Origin of the sequence: Brevibacillus porteri (genome assembly GCF_003013475.1) — a bacterium.
Lineage (GTDB): Bacteria > Bacillota > Bacilli > Brevibacillales > Brevibacillaceae > Brevibacillus > Brevibacillus porteri.
In genome coordinates this window covers 70,192-88,699 of the sequence record NZ_PXZO01000042.1, presented here as the reverse complement: position 1 = coordinate 88,699, position 18,508 = coordinate 70,192, and the positions used below count along the sequence as shown (strand labels likewise).

The window sequence follows — 18,508 nt, the reverse complement described above, 5'->3', positions numbered from 1 at the left end:
GAAAAAAGCCAATCTGATTTCCAGATTGGCTTTTGTGTTAACCGGTAAGCGCCGTGCTCATCAAAAAATAGACCACCATTGCTTATGGCATTTATACATTCACCCACAGGGTGGGTAACTTTTTCATGATCACGAGGGGAGTCAGGTCAGAGACTCAAAATACCTTTTGTTGTAGAGAATGCTAGGGTGGGTCGGGTTGTATAAGTAGGCAATATCATTGTGGTGGCGTGATTTCTCGTTATCCCCCATTTGAGAATAGCATAAGCAAAGTTGAAGATGAGGTAGCCACGTCCAGGATACGTGGTCGATGTGTGCGAGCTTTTCAGCAGGTCGCTCCACTTGTGTTGCGAGATCATACCAAAAAATGGCGAGCAGCCAATTTTTATCTTCGACATGAAAGGCTCCAATCTGGCAGCACGCTTCCGCCCGTGGGCGATCGTAGTTGAACGTACGATATAGCGACGATAGGACATTTTGTCTCTCGTATAGATGGGAATAGCAATTCGCCAGCTTCAAGCAAGCGTTAATGTTGTCTTCTACCCAGCCTTGCTGGGTGTTCAAGAACTTCGTGTAAAAAATAATGGCCTCTTCATGATACTGATTGTCACGCAATTCATTCGCATAATAGTACAAGTCCCGTGGAGAGAATTCTTCCCCGTTAGCATCCCTGCGTCGGTAGATTTGCAGATTGCGGTCCGTGTATTCCTTCTGCTTGTTATGCGTGATGGATATGTCACTGTTGATGACGTTTCCGCTGACTTCCAAATATTCATGGACGGGTCCGATCCAGCGAAAACCACGGTCGCGTTTTACCAGGCGATTGCGGCGAATGCTGTATGCCACATTCCCATTGCTGTCCACTGAAAGGTTGTAGTTCATCGTGACACTGTCGATGCTGTAATTTAACGTAAGCTTTAACTCGCGGAAGAGCTGACGGTCTTTCTCCAGAAGGATATCGTCTGCATCCAGCCACAAAATATAGGGGCATGTTGCCTTGCTGAACGCATAGTTTCGTGCAGCTGAAAAATCATCAATCCACTCAAAATCATAAATGGTGCAGCCATAGTTGGACGCAAGTTCTTTTGTGCGGTCTGTTGAACCCGTGTCGACGATAATGATTTCATCGACGAGGTCCGCAACGGTGGAGAGGCATCGCTCCAGAGCGTCTTCTTCATTTTTGACGATCATGCATAAACTGATTGAAATCTGATTCGCTTTCCCTGCTGTCATGCCATTTTTTTTGCGATACTCGCTCACTCCAGCCAGATCCGACTGACGGTAGATGTGGTACCCAGGAAGGTGCGTATCCACATGCAAAGAAAATCCCATAGCTACAGCCCGAACGCAAAAATGCCGATCTTCTCCCCAGAACGACAAGTTAGCTATTCGTTTAAAGCTGACGCCTGCCTCCAATACCTTTCGATGGATGAACGTGCATGCACCGAGGCCGCCTACCTCATACACACCCGGTTTACGCAGCATCTCTAAAAAGTTTTGGTTCTCCGCAGATTCGGACGCGCCTTCGCGTGTCAATGTGTATTGATCCATCAGCCAAACTTGAGGAAGCTCAATCGAATCAGGCTGCCAACGTGTCCAGTAAATGTTGGAAATAATATCTTTATTGGCTCGAAGCAATTGTTGCAGGGTGTGAGGGTGTAAAACGAGATCGGAATCGATCAAAAACAAGTAATCGAAACCTTCTTTAAGCGCATAGGAGATAATCGTATCTTTCATTTGCGCTACTTTCCAAATATTTCGTTCCGTCCAATAATGAGTCATTTCATTTCGGACATACGTGTCATCGTCTGTGTTTTTGAGGATGACGGTTCGTTTGTTCTCCTGCTCGAAATCAGCCAAGAGTGTACTGGATAGTGGGTCTTTGTTATCGTCAATGAACATGTAATGAATCAGTTCGTTTTTGGTAGTCAGCTCCGTGAGGGATTGAAGGAATTCCTCCAAAATAATCGGGAATTGTTGAACGGGACTACCGATTAAAATACGTTTTTTCCCCATGGTACACCCCCATATATAGCCTTTGTTCAAGTAGTTGCCGCAGGTTTACTGAATATCAGTAAACCATTGTCCACTTTTGCGACAATTCGGTTTTCTTGCTGTAGCTCTTTTACATAAGAGCGGATAATCGAAGTAGTCAAACCGTAGCGGTGCAAGTCATCTTCAAACTCATATTTTTTCATGACTTTTTGGACTACTTGTTCGAGAGTGCTTGGCTGCTCATGAATCCATGCTTCAAGAAAAGCAGAGGTGTCTTTCATAAGGCTGAGATGCTTGTTAATTAAACCCGTTACTGTTTTAAAGGGTCCACCATGGTACAGCACATAAGCGTTCAATTTCATCATCGAGAGCTTCTTGAAGCTTCTTTTGGCAGCCTTCAGATCGTTAAAAAAAAGGAGATCCTGCTTGTTCAACGTTTTGGGGCCAAACAAGGCATCGCCGCAGTAAAGAACATGATCAGGGGTAATAATGCCGACCATTCCCGGCGAATGTCCAGGTAAGGAGACGATTTTGAATGGAATGGTATCGACGTGAAAGATACCATCGGTGGATGGAAGATAATCCGTTACGAGCGCACGTGCATTCTCTTTGTTTTGATCAGGCTTCGCATCAGACCCTCCACCTGCGTCGAAAACCAAAGGCTCGAGATGTGGATTTTCGATGATATAGGATGCCAAATGTGTCGCATAGATGCGAAGGTTGGGGAACCTCTTTTTCAAATAAAGATTGCCACCGTGGTTAACAGCGTGACCATGTGTATGAACAACGGCAAGGATTTGATACCCTCGATCGCTGATTCTACTGCATACTTTCTCGATGACAGCGGCATTTGGGCCGCTATCAATGCAAACAGCGGTTTTGCTGGACCTATCCAAATAGACCCCGATCCCGTATTTACCGGAGACCACATAACTGTTGCCGGCCACTTCGATCAATTCCAAACGATCCATATACCTTACTCCTTCATTAGATTCAGGTTCATATGTGGATGATCTTGGTGACATTGCCGATACGTACCTTTACGGAGTTCGGTACATAGGGAGGCCGTGCAGGTGCAGACACTCGCTTCGCGAGCATTTTTTTCTTGCCACGCACTTTTTCCACGTTCGCTACAGGCTTGGAACGCACGGATTTGTTTCTGTTTTTATCGGGAGTAGGGATGGACGCAGTTTGTGCTAATAATGGGGGTTTTGGACGTAGTGATTTCCGGTTGTTGGCTGTATCGATGCGTGCGTCATTTGCGAGCAATGGAGGGGTTGGGGGAGGCATAGGTGGAACGTCAGTGGCTTTCGTTTGCTCACCCAGATCCAACTGTATCGGTTCGTCATCTGGAAAAACTCCTTCCAGCTCTAATTGCATCGGTTCGTCATCTGGAAAAACTCCTTCCAGCTCTAATTGCATCGGCTCTTCGTAGGGGGAATCCTCTTCCGGTTCCATAGACTTTGCTTGATGATGGGGATGGTCTTCTATCAAGTAAAAAGCTTGTAATTGCCGCAAATGATCTTCAATGAATGTCGCGATTTGTTTATGTGGAAAGCTCCACGACTTTACCAACTCCGATAACTGGGCAATTGAAGCAAGGACATGTGTGTATGTTTCGCTTGTGGGATGGAGAGGGATACGCGATTCAAAAAGGAAGCTGTGAGTAATCTGCTTATTATGTGTGTGGGTATGCAGTCTGACGAGCAGATTGATCATCGTTGATAGTTGGTAGCCAAGCAGCATAAGCTCGTAATCTTTGGCATGATGAAAGCGTGATTCCAATCCTTTGACCAACTGGACGATGGAATAGGTCAGTTTTAGAACGGTGTCATCGATACCTCTGTTCTTCATGGCAATTGACCTCGAATTCCTGAAATGAACAATCCTTAATAGTCGATGGTGATGTCATCCAATTCATCCCCGAAATCGGATTCTTCCATCTCAAAATTTGATTTATGCGCCACAGGGTACATGTGAATGGCTGCATCCAGCTTTTTTAACAAAAGCCACTCAGCCATCAGCACCGAATCCAGAATCGAAATGACTGTACGATTAAAGGTGATGATCTCATCATTGGACGGGTTGTTGGGGAAGTCCAGATTTTTGCCAACGAAAGCAAGGGCTTTGTCAGCTTCAGCAGTTAGCAATCTAGACAAGGCTTCTTCCTCTAGGGCAATCGATTGCAGCAAATGACTCAAAGCTTCTTCGCGCGTCGGCAAATCATTTGATTGAACTTTATCTTGTAAGGTCATCATCATCCCTCTTCAATAAAATTATGATCCCATGAGAAGCAGTGTGAGTAGTGAGGGTTATTCTTTGAAGCAAGTCAGGTCGGGCAAGTCAGGTAAGTCATCGTGGTTATGATGATCATGCATCTGCTCCAGCTTAATAATGTCCTCCAGCTTGAATTGCAAGAGCATCTCTGTCTTGATGACATTGCGCAGCATTCGTTCCACGCTATTGTTTAGGGCAAGTGCATCATTGAGCGAGAGGGATTGCTCCTTCACGATTTTTTGGATCTTTTGCCCCTCTGCATTAATAATGTGAGAAAGTCCGATTTCCTCCAGCGCAATGGAGGTGAGAAGCAGATTTAATACTTCGTTGCGTTTCAATATGATTTCCGGTGTTATATTGGGGACCGTGGGCATTGACATCGTTATCTACATCCTTTGTTTGTATGATTTTGTATACAAAATAAGACTTGCCCGAAATAGAAGGAGATCTGCTTCCCTTTATTTGCACAGAACTCCTTCGGGCAAGTTTCTTACAACGTACTTAAAAACGATAGGATCGTCATAGGATCGCGTAATTGATAGTGAATAAATGGAAACTTCCTCGCAGTACATGTTATGTAACCGCGATCTTAATATGACAACTTAATCGTATTCATTCGATAAGGAAGTAGAGGCGCCCGGGATAATGCTAACCACATTTTCCAGCTTGAATTGCAAGAGCATTTCTTTTTTGATGACATCTTGTAGCGTTTTGCGAACACTGTTGTTAACGGCGAGAATGTCAGAGATGGTGGGGACGACCTCAGGCGTAACCCCCAATGTACCTACCACAAACTGGAGTTTTTCTGCCTCTGCATTCATAATATGCACCAAAGACAATTCTTCCAGAGCAATGGATGCCAGCAGTAAAGATACGGATTGCTCAATCGTAACGGAAATCGTTGGGGTAATGTTAGGGATGGTAGATTGAGACATGAGATCACCTCTTTGAAGTAATGGGTAACTATTTTACTCATGTAAGCCTATCGCTTACTTCTAAACGCGTGATCGATAGCAAACTCCCCCTTCGTTTTAACTACGGTAAGTGTATGCATAGGTGTGTGTCCCACTGAACTGTTAATTTGTACACCATGCGCAAGGAAGCAAGGAAAAGGAAAAGCCCGGATCGATTGACCCGGACCAGTGGTATTGTGGTAGTTTCCATACGAATGAGGCCTATTAACTCGAAGGAATCTGTGGAAGAAGATTATCCACGATATTTTCCAATTTGAATTGGAGAAGTATTTCTTTTTTGATGACATCTTGTATCGTTTGACGAACGCTTGAATGGACGAGCAGGATGTCGGAGAGTGTAGCGGGTGGTTCAAGCCCTGGAACAAGGGTGCCTAAAATAAATTGGAGCTTTTCAGCCTCTGCGTTCAGAATGTGAGCCAAAGCCAGTTCTTCTAACGCGATGGATGCAAGCAAGAGCGAAGTGGTTTGGCCAAGAGTAATCGAGATAACAGGCGTAATAGTAGGGATCGATGCTTGGGACATGATCATCACCTCATAGATTTATGCGTATGTAAGCCCCGGAGCCTTACCAATACCCAGCGACGATTTCCGGCTATCTCTCGAAAAAGTTCTTCGTAGTGATAGATTTTTCCGAGATGAGCCAGAAAGGGATAGTGATCAAAATCATCTACGAGAATAAGTGCATCTGGTTTGAGTGTGTCAATAAATAGTGGATAGGCAAGAGAGCGGCCGTTACCATGCGGACCGTCCACAACCATGACATCTACTGAATGACGGGAAAGCGAAAGTTGGCCCAAATCCGCGTAAAAGGCATTTTGAATGCAATAATGATCAAATTGATTCTCGGGAACATGCTGTCCGATGGCAGACCACAAGCTCCTGCTCTCTGCTGGATTGTCGAAGACCTTGTTCCATTCCTCTTCGGATAGTTGCTTCAAAGAACTGGTCACGAAAGCGACATGTGGTACATCCCCTAGGCTCTCCTTGATTTCCTTTGCACGAATCGGATGATGCTCCACAATAGTTGCTTGAACCGGGAGCAGCTCAAGATCGCCCAGTGATTTCCAAAACAGAGCGGAGTCACCTCCACCCAACTGAAGCACCTGGCACGTCTCCTTTTCTGTGTTGATATGACGACATGCATGTACAAGGGCCTGTTTGCTCAACGAGAGTGAGTTGTATCGCCAGTGATTACAATTGGACTGCTGCAAAGCCTTTTCGATATCGCGAATGATCATCTTCATTCCACCCATTCCAACAGATTGGGATGTTGATCCAAGATGGATTCATACTGTTCCTTCCAGCCATATCTGGCTTCGGGGTCGAGGAGCTGATAGCGGTTGTATTTGCTTTGTCTATCTTCGAGTCGTGCCCAGCCAAAATGTTTCACGCGTGATGGATGGCACAGGTAAGGGAACTGGTTGATCGAGAGAGGGAATCTGCCGCAATGCTGAGGGGTTTCTCTCCATATATATGGGAAGTCAGGGCGATATTTGATCATAAAAGGACGGTAGTAATGATGGGCTTTCCAATACACATCTTCGCGATAATGCGTCTCGCTCCACATATCGTACAAACGAAAGTAGATCGCCTCGTATGTCTGCTGTTCCAAAATATCGGAAACGTTTGAGGGGAAGGTGCTATCCATGATTTCATCGGCGTCCAGATTCAAAATCCATCCCGGCTCAGTCTGGATTGTTTCTTGCCATTGTTGTTTGCGCAAGGCGACCTCGTTGGAAAACTGAGAGGTAGCGTTTTGGACCAGATGAAGAGGAATGCCCTTGAGAACCTCTCTACAGAGATCCACGGTATGATCGATACTGCCATCGTCGATGATGACGGCTGCGTCAATAAAGTCTTTATGTGCTTCCAACGCTTGTCTCAAATACCGATTGCCTTCATTTTTTACAATCATGGAAAGAGTCAGCTTGGCTCTGGTCATCTATGTGCTGCACCTCCTGCGCTTGTCGTGTTGCAATGCAGAAGATTTCATGGCCTTGGAAGGTCGACTGGAGGTTCACGGCTAGCTTCATGATGTCTTGGATCGGGAAAGGTGTTTGCGTGGTCTTGCGCAGATGGTTTTCCAAGCGGTTCGTTTCTTCTCGAGAAAAGATAGAGAGGACCTCCCAGCCACCTTGATGAAGCAGTGAGATCAGATTGTCACGGGAGTAATGAAAGAGGTGGTCATTCTCGGTATACAACGGGGAATACACCCCAAACAGTGTATTGGTGAACGAGTTTTTGTTCGGCACGCTAAAAATGACTTTTCCTCCTGGTTTAAGAAACCCCTTCAATTCTTCAAGGTATTGCTTCGGATGCGAAATATGCTCAAAGACGTGACAAAAAACGATGGCATCAAAAGTACCAATGTGTTCGGGGGCGAGAACGGAGGAGTTCCATAACGAATGAACCAGTTGTAGCCCATACCGGTCTTGGGCGTATGCGCATGATTGATGCGACGGCTCTACCCCAACAACTTCCCACCCAGCCTCACGAGCAAGGAATAACAACTCTCCTGTTCCTGGACCAATTTCGAGCAGCTTTCCTTTTTCCGAAAACCACATATCGAGCAGCAATGTATGGAAGATCGCATGCTCCGTAAATGTATTTTTGGCATATTGATCCCGCATGGAAACCCAACTCGCATCATAAATGTCTGCAACCAGCTGTGGCACGTTGACTTGATCGAGGTGAGGTTGAAAAACGAGATCACAATCTTTGCACGTTAGGAGCGAAAAGGTAGCGTACTGGTGGAAAAGCGCAACCTGAGCGCTGTTGCACAAGGGACATGAGTCATGCATGGATACGATCCCTGCTTTCTTTGTGATATCTGCCTACCACTACCTATGCGCTGCTTCAGGAAAAGGTTCGAAAACCAAGGAAATGGCGCCGTTCTGAAAGGAGCAGTCCGTTCATAGAGTAAAGGGGGGATAGACTACGATCTCAGTGATGTGTGTAAAAGGAGAGGAGCAGCATGTCGGAGGCGCCCAAAATTTCCTTATGTATGATTGTAAAAAACGAAGAAGAGTGCCTTCACAAGTGCTTGGAAAGCGTGAAAGACCTTGTGGATGAAATGATTATCGTAGACACGGGGAGTACCGACAAAACGGTAGAGATAGGCAAGTCATTCGGAGCGGTCGTACACTCTTATGAGTGGCAGGATAACTTCGCAGAAGCGCGAAACTTTGGACTGGAAAAAGCAACGGGCGACTGGATTTTGTGGATGGATGCCGATGAGGAAATGAATCAGGAAGACAGCAAGAAATTGAAAGAGTTGCTTCGCGGTCAAGAGGATTCTCTTTTTTATATCCATCTAATAAATTACATTGGAGATGAAATAAATGAAGACGATGCTTTTCATATCGCTCACTCACGTTTGTTTCGCAATGGCATCGGTTTTCGCTTCCATTTTCCCATTCATGAAACGCTCAACGTAGAAGAGGTGCTTCCCAATCTGACCGAAGATCTCCATATTCAAATCTTGCCTGTACGGATATACCATTACGGCTACATGAATGAATTTACTGGCAGAAAGAACAAATTCGAGCGTAATATTGGGCTACTCATGAGGGAATTAGAAAAAGAGGACCACTCTCCGTGGATTGAGTATCATCTTGCCAGTGAATTCTCACGTATCCAGGAGCATGAGAAAACGTTCAAGTTCGTGAATCTGTCTATTATCGGGTTTCTCGAAAACCATATGATGCCTCCTTCGCTTCTTTATAAGCTCAAATACTCTACGTTGATCTCGATCGGCAGTGCTGAGGGAGCGTGGCCAGGAATTGAAAAGGCAATCGAGATGTATCCTGACTACGTTGATTTGCATTTGTACAAAGGGATCATTCAGTATTTGAAAAAGGACTATAAACGAGCCTTGATGACGTTCGATCACTGCTTGGAGCTAGGGGAGAGCAACATTCGTCATCTGACCTTGAAGGGATCGGGAAGTTTTCACGCCTGGTATTACAAAGGGCTATGCTACGAAGGATTGGGTCAAGTGGAGGAGGCTGTGGCAGCTTATCAGACGGCGTTGGCGATGGCGGAGAATCATGCGCCTGCCAAGGAAGCATTAGAGAAGCTGAGCTCGATGACTGGAGTAAGTCATTCGCCATACAACAAATAGCATCGTAGCGAAAAGCCGTTTACGTCGATGGTTCAGACGTAACGGCTTTTTTTCGTAATGGCAGAGCGTGAACAAAATGACGTTAATCACCTTTATTACGGTAAAAGGTTTAATAAACACAATGTTTCATTTGCGGCAGCAGATTGTTACAATAAAAAACGCATTTCAACGGTAATAATAATCATTATCAATTACATCAAGTGAGGGACAAAAGATGAGGCGAACAAACGGAATGAAACGTCTCGGTCATATGCTTTGGACGCTTGCACTGGCAGGTACGGTATTACTGACCGGGTGCGGCAGCGCAGAGCAAAAACAGCCAGCAGCAGGTACAGATAGTGCGCAAACCGCACAAAAGCGCATCGTGAAACATGAGTTGGGCGAAACGGAAATTACCGGAGACCCGAAAAGAGTCGTCGCGTTGGAGTACTCCTTTGTAGACGGACTATGGGAGCTGGGAGTGACGCCTGTAGGAATCGCGCAAGAGAAGGATAAGGACGTAGAAGGACTGATCGGCAAAAAAATCGAGTATACTCCTGTGGGGACTCGCCAGCAGCCGAGTCTGGAAGTCATTAGCTCGTTGCAGCCAGATCTGATTATCGGTGATTTGAATCGCCACAAGGACATTTACAAGGATTTGCAAAAAATCGCACCGACGATCATTTTGAAAAGCCGCAACTCGACGTATCAGGAAAACTTGAGCTCGTTTGCCACGATTGGGGAAGCGCTGAACAAGCAACAAGAAGCAGAACAACGCCTGATCAAGCACAAAGAGATCATCGCAGAGTTTAAGAAGAAGATACCGGCTGGGGATTCTCGCAATGTCATGCTGGGTGTATTCCGCGCAGATTCGCTGTCTGCACATGGTTCGAAATCGTTTGATGGTGAATTGCTCGAAATGATTGGAATCAAAAATGCGATTCAGGATGCGCCAGAACCAACGGTAAAAATCAGTTTGGAGCAAATGGTGCAGTGGGACCCAGATGTGATTTTCCTCGCGGAAGCAGACGACGCGTTGTTGAACGAGTGGAAGCAAAATCCGCTCTGGAACAATATCACCGCCGTCAAAAATCAGGAAGTACACAAAGTAAATCGTGACCTCTGGACGCGCTATCGCGGACTGAAATCTGCGGAACGCATTGTCGAAGAGGCAGTGAACCTTTTGTACAGTAAGGATAAATAAGAACACATACGATGCAAAATCTGGAAAGACCGATCGCTGATCTGGTCTTTTCGGTGTTCTTGCACGTGGTAATTGATCGAGGTGGCTTGTATTGCAGAAAACAACGACACGACAACGAAAAGGTACCTTTGTCCTCATTGCGATCGGCTTGGCAATCCTCTTGCTCATTGGTTTGTTGCTGAGCTTGTTTACCGGAGTAGCTTCGCTGCAAATTCGATCGTTAGTGACGCATTGGATATCGGGTGAATACTCCAAGGAGCTCTTGATTTTCCAAACCATCCGGGTTCCGAGAGCCATACTGGGAGCCATCATTGGGGCGAATTTGGCTGTGGCAGGAGCAGTGATGCAGGCCGTTACCCGCAATCCGCTCGCATCTCCGCAAGTATTTGGCGTGAATGCGGGGGCTTGTTTGGTGGTCGTACTCGCGATTGTGTTTTTACCGGATATCGGGAAAGCCAATCTCATCTATTTTGCATTTGCTGGAGCGATTGTCGGGGGACTTGTTGTCTTTGGATTCGCAGCTTCCCGTGGGATGACCAATCTCAAGATCGCTTTGGTAGGAATGGCCATCCACCTGCTGCTCACCTCCATTACGAAGGGAATCATCATCTTTAACGAACACATATCGAATGTATTGTACTGGTTGTCTGGCTCCATTAGCGGAGCGGCTTGGACGGATGTGCAATTGATTTTGCCGTGGTCGATGGCGGGACTCCTGCTGGCGATCTGGCTGTCCGGCTCTTTGTCTGTGTTTCGACTGGGGGAGGAAGTCGCGATGGGGTTGGGACAAAAAATCGCCCGCGTCCGACTGCTATCTTATGTTGTGGTCGTTATTTTGGCAGGCGCCTCTGTTGCTGTCGCCGGAGCTGTCGGATTCGTCGGACTGATGGTTCCGCATATCGCAAGGAGGCTCGTGGGTACTGACTATCGGGTCGTTATCCCTGTGTCTGCGCTTGGTGGTGCTGTCCTGGTGACAATCTCCGATGTACTGGCTCGCTTGATTTCCTATCCGTTTGAGTCTCCTGTAGGAATTGTAACGGCTCTCCTGGGAACCCCGTTCTTTCTTTACTTGGCGAGAAAAAAGGGGAGGGAAATGGTATGACGTCGCGGAAAAACACCCTGCTCCTGAGTGGCCTCGTTGTCTTAATCTTAGTGGCAGCATTGCTTAGCATGGGGATCGGTCCGATCTTTATCGGCCCTGATCAAATCATTCGGGTGATCATGGGCGAATCTTCGTCGCTTACGTTTATGATTGAAAACTATCGATTGCCACGGGCGTTGCTCGCGATTCTTGCTGGAGCGGGCTTCGCGATCTCTGGTGTGATTTTGCAAGGAATGATCCGTAACCCTCTGGCATCACCGGATGTCGTAGGTGTAACCAAAGGCGCGGGCTTGTTCGCGGTAGTTGTCATCATTCTGTTTCCGACCGCTTCACCACTTCTTCTCCCGATTGTCGCGTTTTTGGGAGCACTGGCGGTAGCGATTGCCCTCATTTATTTCACTCGGAAAAGCGGTGCACAGCCAACTACATTTGCCTTGGTCGGTATGGGAGTAGGGGCGAGCTGTCAAGCGTTGACGGAATTCATCATGGTGAAGTATCCGATGCAAGCCAATGATTCACTTGTCTGGCTGGCAGGGAGCTTGTGGGGGAAAGGCTGGGATGAAATTTACGCTTTGCTGCCGTGGTTGCTCGTATTCATTCCCATTAGCCTTGCCCTGCACCGAAAGCTGGACATTATCAGTCTAGATGAAGGTAGCTCTACCGGGCTCGGACTGAATGTCGTGCGAACGCGCTATATGCTTTTGCTGCTCGCGGTTGCATTGGCAGGCGCATGTGTAGCGGCGATTGGCTCGATCGGCTTTGTGGGATTGATTGCTCCACATATGGCGAGAAAGCTATTCGGTCATCAGCATCGTTATCTGTTGCCAGGTGCGGCGGTTTTGGGCGCGTTGATTCTCGTCATTGCAGATGCATTAGGGAGAGGACTGAATCCTCCGATCGAGATTCCCGCGGGTATTGTGACGGCGGTCATCGGTGTTCCGTACTTCTTGTATTTGGTGCGTCAAGAGAAGAAAAAGTAAAAAGTAAAAAGTAAAGCCATCTTTTCCTCTAGCTTTGGAGAGAAAGATGGCTTTTTTCTATTCGGGCTCTTCTTCGAAAAAATCACCTTGTTCCAAGGTATACACAAAATTTTGTAACCATTCGTAATACTTTTTTGCATGTCTGAGCTTGTGCAAATCTTGGAGGGCGAGCTTTCGTTCCTCATCAGAGGTACTTTCCTGAAGGATCAGCTCGGTTAATTCAGGCATTGCCTGGTCGATGGCACCGGTCATCACATCGATTTCACGCTGCAGCTTGTATGTGAAAAAGTTTTGGAACGCTGTGAAGAAGTTGGTCTCCGCCGCATACAGCTCTTTTCGTTCCTGCTTTTCCTCGAGTTTTTTGACCATGCGGGATTCCATTAAGGATCTCACTGCATAGCTCATGTTGCTTTTGCTCATGTTCATCTGTGTTTTCATCTCGTCGAGCGTCATCGGGCGATTCTCGAAGAACATGACACCGTAAAGCTGACCCGAGGAATGAGTAGCGCCATACAAGTCCATCGTTTCTGCTATGGCTTCGATCATTTGTTTACGAATATGGAGGCGTTTTTCTTCTGGTACATTTTCCTCGTTCAAAGACATACGAATATTCACTTCCCTCTCGTGCCACCGTCATCATTATTTCGTTCAATTCTTTTTGTATGATACTTCCATTATAGCAAAAAGTTTTTCTACACAGTGATAAAGCTATTGTTATGAGCATTTACGTAATCTTAATGCTCCATTAACAGTGGTTTCATGGGCGAAACACAAAGCGAATGTACAATAATTTTTGAACACAGATGGTTGTTATCCGATACTTTCTTTCAGAAAAGGAGAATCACAGTGAAAATCAAGTGGAATGTGATGGTAGCAACGTTGGTCGTTACGAGTTTGTTGGCAGGCTGCGGAGCACCGAAGACAGAGGGAACAGCATCGAGCAGTGGGCAAACCGGTTCGACGGCTGCTGTGTCTAACGCATCTGGAGAAATCAATGTGTACACGGCCATTGAAGATGAACAGATCAAGACGTATCTGACTTCTTTCAAAGAGCAGTATCCGGATATCAAAGTAAACATCGTTCGTGACTCCACTGGTATCATGACAGCCAAGCTGATTGCCGAGAAGGACAATCCGCAAGCCGACGTAATCTGGGGTCTGGCTGCCACCAGTCTTTTGGTGATGGACGATATGGAAATGTTGGAGTCATATGCTCCCAAGGGCGTAGATCGTGTACTGCCTGAATTCAAGGACAAGGCCAACCCGCCGAAATGGGTAGGCATGGATATTTGGGAGACAGCCATTATTGTTAACAAAGCAGAGATGGAAAAGCGCAATCTACCCATCCCACAGTCGTACGAAGATTTGGTCAAACCAGAATACAAAGGCTTAATCGCGATGCCTCACCCTGCTTCTTCTGGAACAGGCTACTTGACCGTCAACGCCCTGCATCAGTTGTACGGCAAAGACAAGGCTTGGGCATACATGGACAAGCTGCATGAAAACATGATGGTCTACACGCACTCTGGCTCCAAGCCGGCGAAGATGGCGTCCGCTGGTGAAGCGCCAATCGGTATCTCTTATGGATACAGCGGCATTCAGGAACAGAAAAAAGGAGCTCCAGTCGAAGTCGTGTTCCCGAAAGAAGGCTCGGGCTGGGATATGGAAGCGAGCGCGCTCGTAAAGAAAAAGGACATCAAGCCAGAAGCAAAATTGTTCCTCGACTGGGCGATCAGTGATGAGCCGATGAAGGAATACAACAAAAACTACGCGATTTTGAGCATCAAGCAAGAAGGAAGTCAAATTCCAAAAGGCTACAAACAAGATCCGGTATCGCAGCTGACCAAGCTGGACTTGTATCAAGCAGCAAGAGACCGCGAAGGCATTCTGAAAGAGTGGGAGCAGAAGTACGGCTCCAAGGCTGAACCGAAAAAGTAAAGAATAAAGGGGCATTTGTGATGGAGCAAGGCTATTTGTCATTATGCAATCTCGCCAAGCGATTTGGGAAGCACACAGCGCTTCAGGACATTCAACTGGACATTGCCAAGAATGAATTCATCTGTCTGCTCGGACCGAGCGGCTGCGGTAAAACAACGTTGTTGCGCATCCTCGCAGGACTGGAAAAAGCGGATCAAGGGAGCGTCGTCATTGCCGGGAAAGACATTACCTCGTTGCCAGCAGGGAAACGGAATTTTGGCATGATGTTTCAATCGTACGCTTTGTTTCCGAATTTGACGGTCAGTGAAAACATTGCTTACGGATTGCGTAATCGCTTCTCCAAGGCACAAATTGCTGATCGGGTAGAGGAAATGCTTCATCTGGTTGAGCTGGGAGAACACCGCAACAAAGTCCCGGCCCAATTATCAGGAGGGCAGCAGCAGCGGGTAGCACTGGCGAGGGCCTTGGCGTTTTCGCCGGACTGCTTGCTCTTGGACGAGCCATTATCTGCGCTGGACGCCAAGGTTCGTGCCAAACTCCGAAACGAAATTCGTCGGCTCCATCATCAATTCGGGATGACGACGATTATGGTAACGCACGATCAGGAGGAAGCGTTGACGATGGCGGACCGCATCGTGGTTATGAACCAGTCGCGCATCATTCAGGTCGGTACGCCAAAAGAAGTGTACGAGCGTCCTAAAACGCCATTTGTCGCTGATTTTATCGGAGCCATCAGCTTTATCCAGTCGGATAAGCACTCGGAACAGGCTATGCTCGCCATCCGTCCGGAGCATGTTCAGTTGCTGCGTGACGGGCATGAAAAAGGCAGACAAGGAATCGTGCGCGAGCTGGAATATCGCGGTACGCATTATCGGATTGTCGCAGAGTTAATCGGTCGACAAGGTACTTTGTTGCAACAGTTTGTCACGATTGATGTCCCGGCACATGCTATGGTGTCTCATCATGTTTGGCCGGATCAAAAAATTGCCTTCACTCTGCCGCCAGAGCATGTCATCCGTTTTGATGATACGGCAGACCTGGCTGTTGGCTAAGGAGCGCATACGATATGGACACCTGGTTAAAACGAATACGCCCAGATGCTAACCAATGGAGCCAAAACGCGATCATCGTCTGCATGACCATCGCGCTGTTGTTTGCCATCCTGCTGCCGCTTGGTGAGCTGGTGATCAAGGCCGTTACGGATCAGGACGGGAACTTTATTGGGCTTATGCACTTTGCCAATTACTTCTCGACGCCAGCTCTCGTGATGTCATTGTGGAACTCCATTAAGGTGTCGACGGTCACGACGATCATTGCCGTTACGCTGGGCTTCGGATTTGCTTACGCACTGGAGAGAAGCGCGATTCGTAGCAAATGGTTTTATCGGTCTGTTGCACTCTTGCCGCTATTCGCACCCTCTATGCTGCACGGCTTGGCGCTGACCTACCTGTTTGGCAATCAAGGGCTGATTTCTACCGGATTTTTTGGGCTGTTGCCGGAATTCCGTATGGAGCTCTACGGGCCTATCGGGATTGTGATGGCGGAGGTACTCTATACGTTTCCGCAGGCGTTTCTGATGCTGTCGGTGGCACTCGCAAGTGCAGATTACCGTATGTATGAAGCGGCAGAGACGCTCGGGGCGTCCAAGTGGCGCATATTTTGGACGGTCACGGTACCAGGTACGAGATTTGCGCTGATCAGTGCCATTTTTGTCTGCTTCGTTTTGACCTTTACCGACTTCGGGGCTCCCAAAGTGGTCGGCGGGCAGTACAACGTGCTGGCGACAGATTTGTACAAGCAGGTTATTGGGCAACAGAACATGCAAATGGGTGCGGCCGTTGGGGTGCTGCTGTTGATACCAGCCGTCATCTCATTTGTGATCGATCGCATCTCCCAGCGTAAACAGAGCGGTTGGTTGAGTGCGAAGTCCACCCCTTACCGAATTGAACGCAACAAACTGCGGGATGGGTTGTTCTACGTGCTTTGCTCCGCCGTGTCCGCTGTGATTATTAGCATCATCCTGGTTGCTATTTACGGCTCTCTTGTAAAAGTGTGGCCGTACAATCTGTCCATTTCCTTTACGCACTACGAAGACTTTTTGGATGAGGAAGGACCGTTTGTAACGAGCTTGCTTATCGCGTTTGCGACGGCATTGATTGGCACAGTCGCTACTTTTTTGTTCGCGTATCTCATCGAGAAGTCACGCGGGCATCGTCTGCTACGTCAGTCAGCGTATTTTCTGTCCATGCTGCCGCTTGCATTGCCAGGACTCGTGCTCGGTTTGATCTACGTATTCTTTTTCAACAATCCGAATCAACCGCTGCACGGCATTTACGGCACGATTTGGATCGTCATTTTGTGTAACATCGTTCACTTCTACTCGGTTTCTTTCCTGACGATGACGTCCGGTCTGAAGAAGCTGGATAGCGAGTTCGAGGCTGCATCGGAATCGATGAACGTGCCCTGGTATCGGACATTGCTGCGGGTGACAGTTCCGCTGTCATTGCCGACGATTCTGGAAGTGTTCCTCTACTATTTCATCAACAGCATGGTGACGGTCTCGGCCATTATTTTCTTGTATGCACCAGACCTGAAACCGGCTGCGGTTGCGATTGTGAATAAGGAGGACTCAGGTGATATCGCGCAAGCTGCTGCGATGTCTACGTTAATCATTGTAGCGAATCTGTTGGTACGTACCGCGATCATGTGGATGGCAGGCAAGATTCAGAAAAGAACGGATGCGCTTCTCGTCAGGACGAAAGAGTAAAGTCAAATCCGATTCAAAATGGAATGCAGGTGGGAAAAAGATGCCCGACTTACTTGTTAACAACAAGAGATATACGGTCAAAGCGATTTTGTTCGATAAGGATGGTACTTTGCTGGAGTTTGTGCGGCTCTGGGGGTACTGGAGCGAATCCGTACATCGTCATTTTGCCAAACAGCTTCCACAGCCGGCCCAGATCGCTCCTCTCGCAGAGCTGTGGGGGACTGTTCACGACGAAGACGGGCACGTATGCGACTACAGCATCAATGGTCCGTTAGCGATGGGCTCGACTGGTGATTTGCTTGCGATCCTGGCATGGCAAGGTTATCGTCAGGGACTATCGTGGGGAGAATCAATGCGACTCGCTAGAGAGTGCAAGGAGCGAGCTTATCAGGATATGGATCAGACTCGTCCTGCTTATCCCATCCCGGGGCTGATTCCGTTCCTCGAACAATGTCGCGACCACGGAATGTTTATGGGGATTGTAACCGCAGACGAAACAGAGGAAGCGATCAAGCACATGGAATGGATGGGCATTCGCTCTTATTTTCCAGTCATTATCGGGAATGATCAGGTAGAGCGTGGCAAGCCTTATCCCGACATGGTGGTAAAAGCTTGTACCCAATTGGGCTTGAAGCCGAGAGAAGTCGCTGTCATCGGCGATACGAGCGGCGACATACGCATGGGGAAAAGTGCAGGTGTCTCGGTGACCATTGGCATTGTGAGCAAGGAAGACTCTTCTGACCGGATTCAAATCCTGGAGGAAGCAGAAGCGGTGATTTCCTCCTATGCGCAGCTGAAGGTGGAGGCATCACGGCATGAATGAGGGGATCGGGTGGGGGTGGGTTCTCCTCGCATTCGCTATTCTGTTGGAGCTAGCAGGTACGACTTCGATGAAACTATCTGCGGGCTTTACCAAGCTGTGGCCATCCATTCTGATGTTTCTGTTGTACGGTGCCAGCTTTACTCTGCTTAATTTCGCACTCAGCTATATACAGGTTGGTGTCGCTTATGCGATCTGGTCTGGTGTCGGGATTGTTCTCATTACATTCGTCGGTATTTTCTTATTCAAAGAAATGATCAATCTACAGCAAATGCTCTGGATGTCACTCATTGTGATTGGTGTCATTGGTCTGAAAGTCAGCAGCAAGGTCGTGTAAAAATCATCAGTCGGA

The 18,508-nt window shown here is 47.5% G+C and carries 20 protein-coding genes; 9 read left to right on the top strand and 11 right to left on the bottom strand.

The genetic code is table 11. The features are described 5' to 3' along the window. Nucleotides 1-141: 141 nt before the first annotated feature. From C7R92_RS20795 to C7R92_RS20750, 10 genes are all read right to left on the bottom strand, one after another. The gene (locus C7R92_RS20795) at nucleotides 142-2,013 is read right to left on the bottom strand and encodes a glycosyltransferase (RefSeq protein ID WP_106835509.1); all 1,872 of its coding nucleotides are present in this window, start codon (nucleotides 2,011-2,013) and stop codon (nucleotides 142-144) included. A 26-nt stretch (nucleotides 2,014-2,039) separates the two neighbouring features. Next, entirely contained in the window at nucleotides 2,040-2,963 is a 924-nt protein-coding gene (locus C7R92_RS20790; protein WP_106835508.1) for an MBL fold metallo-hydrolase, read from the bottom strand. Nucleotides 2,964-2,991: 28 nt separating this feature from the next. Next, nucleotides 2,992-3,846 (bottom strand): hypothetical protein, encoded by an 855-nt coding sequence (locus tag C7R92_RS20785; RefSeq protein ID WP_106835507.1) that lies wholly within the window; start codon nucleotides 3,844-3,846, stop codon nucleotides 2,992-2,994. Between the two features lie 35 nt (nucleotides 3,847-3,881). Next, nucleotides 3,882-4,253 carry an alpha-helical endospore appendage domain-containing protein gene (locus C7R92_RS20780; protein ID WP_244195785.1) on the bottom strand — a complete coding sequence of 124 codons (372 nt, stop codon included), beginning with the start codon at nucleotides 4,251-4,253 and terminating at the stop codon, nucleotides 3,882-3,884. A gap of 51 nt (nucleotides 4,254-4,304) precedes the next feature. Further along, entirely contained in the window at nucleotides 4,305-4,649 is a 345-nt protein-coding gene (locus C7R92_RS20775) for an alpha-helical endospore appendage domain-containing protein (protein ID WP_017246715.1), read from the bottom strand. Nucleotides 4,650-4,871: 222 nt separating this feature from the next. Then, on the bottom strand, nucleotides 4,872-5,204 hold the full coding sequence (locus C7R92_RS20770; protein ID WP_017246714.1) for an alpha-helical endospore appendage domain-containing protein: 333 nt from the start codon (nucleotides 5,202-5,204) through the stop codon (nucleotides 4,872-4,874). Between the two features lie 243 nt (nucleotides 5,205-5,447). Then, a complete protein-coding gene (locus C7R92_RS20765; protein WP_106835505.1) occupies nucleotides 5,448-5,765 on the bottom strand; it encodes an alpha-helical endospore appendage domain-containing protein in 318 nt (105 codons plus the stop codon). Nucleotides 5,766-5,770: 5 nt separating this feature from the next. Continuing rightward, nucleotides 5,771-6,481 carry a hypothetical protein gene (locus tag C7R92_RS20760; RefSeq protein WP_106835504.1) on the bottom strand — a complete coding sequence of 237 codons (711 nt, stop codon included), beginning with the start codon at nucleotides 6,479-6,481 and terminating at the stop codon, nucleotides 5,771-5,773. Between the two features lie 2 nt (nucleotides 6,482-6,483). Continuing rightward, nucleotides 6,484-7,185: a glycosyltransferase family 2 protein gene (locus C7R92_RS20755; RefSeq protein ID WP_106835503.1), complete on the bottom strand. Its 702-nt coding sequence runs from the start codon at nucleotides 7,183-7,185 to the stop codon at nucleotides 6,484-6,486. Then, nucleotides 7,142-8,044, bottom strand: coding sequence for a class I SAM-dependent methyltransferase (locus tag C7R92_RS20750; protein WP_106835502.1), 903 nt, complete (start codon nucleotides 8,042-8,044; stop codon nucleotides 7,142-7,144). Before C7R92_RS20750 ends, C7R92_RS20755 begins: the two co-directional genes overlap by 44 nt. Nucleotides 8,045-8,217: 173 nt before the next feature. Here C7R92_RS20750 and C7R92_RS20745 point away from each other — a divergent pair, with 173 nt between their 5' ends. The 4 genes from C7R92_RS20745 to C7R92_RS20730 all read left to right on the top strand — a co-directional run bounded on the left by C7R92_RS20745 (nucleotide 8,218) and on the right by C7R92_RS20730 (nucleotide 12,631). Continuing rightward, entirely contained in the window at nucleotides 8,218-9,366 is a 1,149-nt protein-coding gene (locus C7R92_RS20745) for a glycosyltransferase (RefSeq protein ID WP_106835501.1), read from the top strand. A 214-nt stretch (nucleotides 9,367-9,580) separates the two neighbouring features. Continuing rightward, on the top strand, nucleotides 9,581-10,549 hold the full coding sequence (locus tag C7R92_RS20740) for an ABC transporter substrate-binding protein (protein ID WP_106835500.1): 969 nt from the start codon (nucleotides 9,581-9,583) through the stop codon (nucleotides 10,547-10,549). Between the two features lie 91 nt (nucleotides 10,550-10,640). Then, nucleotides 10,641-11,651 carry a FecCD family ABC transporter permease gene (locus C7R92_RS20735; RefSeq protein ID WP_106835499.1) on the top strand — a complete coding sequence of 337 codons (1,011 nt, stop codon included), beginning with the start codon at nucleotides 10,641-10,643 and terminating at the stop codon, nucleotides 11,649-11,651. Then, complete coding sequence (locus C7R92_RS20730; protein WP_106835498.1) at nucleotides 11,648-12,631, top strand: FecCD family ABC transporter permease; 984 nt, start codon at nucleotides 11,648-11,650, stop codon at nucleotides 12,629-12,631. Before C7R92_RS20735 ends, C7R92_RS20730 begins: the two co-directional genes overlap by 4 nt. 57 nt (nucleotides 12,632-12,688) lie before the next feature. Here the strand turns inward: C7R92_RS20730 and C7R92_RS20725 are convergent, their stop codons facing one another. After that, the gene (locus C7R92_RS20725) at nucleotides 12,689-13,234 is read right to left on the bottom strand and encodes a GbsR/MarR family transcriptional regulator (RefSeq protein ID WP_106835497.1); all 546 of its coding nucleotides are present in this window, start codon (nucleotides 13,232-13,234) and stop codon (nucleotides 12,689-12,691) included. Between the two features lie 243 nt (nucleotides 13,235-13,477). On the opposite strand from C7R92_RS20725, the gene C7R92_RS20720 reads away from it, so the two are divergent. Genes C7R92_RS20720 through C7R92_RS20700 form a run of 5 tightly spaced genes read left to right on the top strand, consistent with a single transcriptional unit; the run spans nucleotide 13,478 to nucleotide 18,493 of the window. Beyond that, nucleotides 13,478-14,569 carry a putative 2-aminoethylphosphonate ABC transporter substrate-binding protein gene (locus tag C7R92_RS20720; RefSeq protein ID WP_106835496.1) on the top strand — a complete coding sequence of 364 codons (1,092 nt, stop codon included), beginning with the start codon at nucleotides 13,478-13,480 and terminating at the stop codon, nucleotides 14,567-14,569. A gap of 20 nt (nucleotides 14,570-14,589) precedes the next feature. Then, entirely contained in the window at nucleotides 14,590-15,621 is a 1,032-nt protein-coding gene (locus C7R92_RS20715; RefSeq protein ID WP_106835495.1) for an ABC transporter ATP-binding protein, read from the top strand. 14 nt (nucleotides 15,622-15,635) lie between these two features. Continuing rightward, nucleotides 15,636-17,336, top strand: a complete 1,701-nt coding sequence (locus tag C7R92_RS20710) for a putative 2-aminoethylphosphonate ABC transporter permease subunit (RefSeq protein ID WP_106835494.1) — start codon at nucleotides 15,636-15,638, stop codon at nucleotides 17,334-17,336. Between the two features lie 40 nt (nucleotides 17,337-17,376). Then, on the top strand, nucleotides 17,377-18,159 hold the full coding sequence (locus C7R92_RS20705) for an HAD family hydrolase (RefSeq protein WP_106835493.1): 783 nt from the start codon (nucleotides 17,377-17,379) through the stop codon (nucleotides 18,157-18,159). After that, complete coding sequence (locus C7R92_RS20700) at nucleotides 18,152-18,493, top strand: DMT family transporter (protein WP_017246700.1); 342 nt, start codon at nucleotides 18,152-18,154, stop codon at nucleotides 18,491-18,493. Before C7R92_RS20705 ends, C7R92_RS20700 begins: the two co-directional genes overlap by 8 nt. Nucleotides 18,494-18,508 lie beyond the last annotated feature (15 nt).

Bases quoted from the DNA above. Each gene is read 5' to 3' on its own strand.
- C7R92_RS20795 (WP_106835509.1), bottom strand. From the start codon at position 2,013: ATGGGGAAAAAACGTATTTTAATCGGTAGTCCCGTTCAACAATTCCCG.
- C7R92_RS20790 (WP_106835508.1), bottom strand. From the start codon at position 2,963: ATGGATCGTTTGGAATTGATCGAAGTGGCCGGCAACAGTTATGTGGTC.
- C7R92_RS20785 (WP_106835507.1), bottom strand. From the start codon at position 3,846: ATGAAGAACAGAGGTATCGATGACACCGTTCTAAAACTGACCTATTCC.
- C7R92_RS20780 (WP_244195785.1), bottom strand. From the start codon at position 4,253: ATGATGATGACCTTACAAGATAAAGTTCAATCAAATGATTTGCCGACG.
- C7R92_RS20775 (WP_017246715.1), bottom strand. From the start codon at position 4,649: ATGTCAATGCCCACGGTCCCCAATATAACACCGGAAATCATATTGAAA.
- C7R92_RS20770 (WP_017246714.1), bottom strand. From the start codon at position 5,204: ATGTCTCAATCTACCATCCCTAACATTACCCCAACGATTTCCGTTACG.
- C7R92_RS20765 (WP_106835505.1), bottom strand. From the start codon at position 5,765: ATGTCCCAAGCATCGATCCCTACTATTACGCCTGTTATCTCGATTACT.
- C7R92_RS20760 (WP_106835504.1), bottom strand. From the start codon at position 6,481: ATGATCATTCGCGATATCGAAAAGGCTTTGCAGCAGTCCAATTGTAAT.
- C7R92_RS20755 (WP_106835503.1), bottom strand. From the start codon at position 7,185: ATGACCAGAGCCAAGCTGACTCTTTCCATGATTGTAAAAAATGAAGGC.
- C7R92_RS20750 (WP_106835502.1), bottom strand. From the start codon at position 8,044: ATGCATGACTCATGTCCCTTGTGCAACAGCGCTCAGGTTGCGCTTTTC.
- C7R92_RS20745 (WP_106835501.1), top strand. From the start codon at position 8,218: ATGTCGGAGGCGCCCAAAATTTCCTTATGTATGATTGTAAAAAACGAA.
- C7R92_RS20740 (WP_106835500.1), top strand. From the start codon at position 9,581: ATGAGGCGAACAAACGGAATGAAACGTCTCGGTCATATGCTTTGGACG.
- C7R92_RS20730 (WP_106835498.1), top strand. From the start codon at position 11,648: ATGACGTCGCGGAAAAACACCCTGCTCCTGAGTGGCCTCGTTGTCTTA.
- C7R92_RS20725 (WP_106835497.1), bottom strand. From the start codon at position 13,234: ATGTCTTTGAACGAGGAAAATGTACCAGAAGAAAAACGCCTCCATATT.
- C7R92_RS20715 (WP_106835495.1), top strand. From the start codon at position 14,590: ATGGAGCAAGGCTATTTGTCATTATGCAATCTCGCCAAGCGATTTGGG.
- C7R92_RS20710 (WP_106835494.1), top strand. From the start codon at position 15,636: ATGGACACCTGGTTAAAACGAATACGCCCAGATGCTAACCAATGGAGC.
- C7R92_RS20705 (WP_106835493.1), top strand. From the start codon at position 17,377: ATGCCCGACTTACTTGTTAACAACAAGAGATATACGGTCAAAGCGATT.
- C7R92_RS20700 (WP_017246700.1), top strand. From the start codon at position 18,152: ATGAATGAGGGGATCGGGTGGGGGTGGGTTCTCCTCGCATTCGCTATT.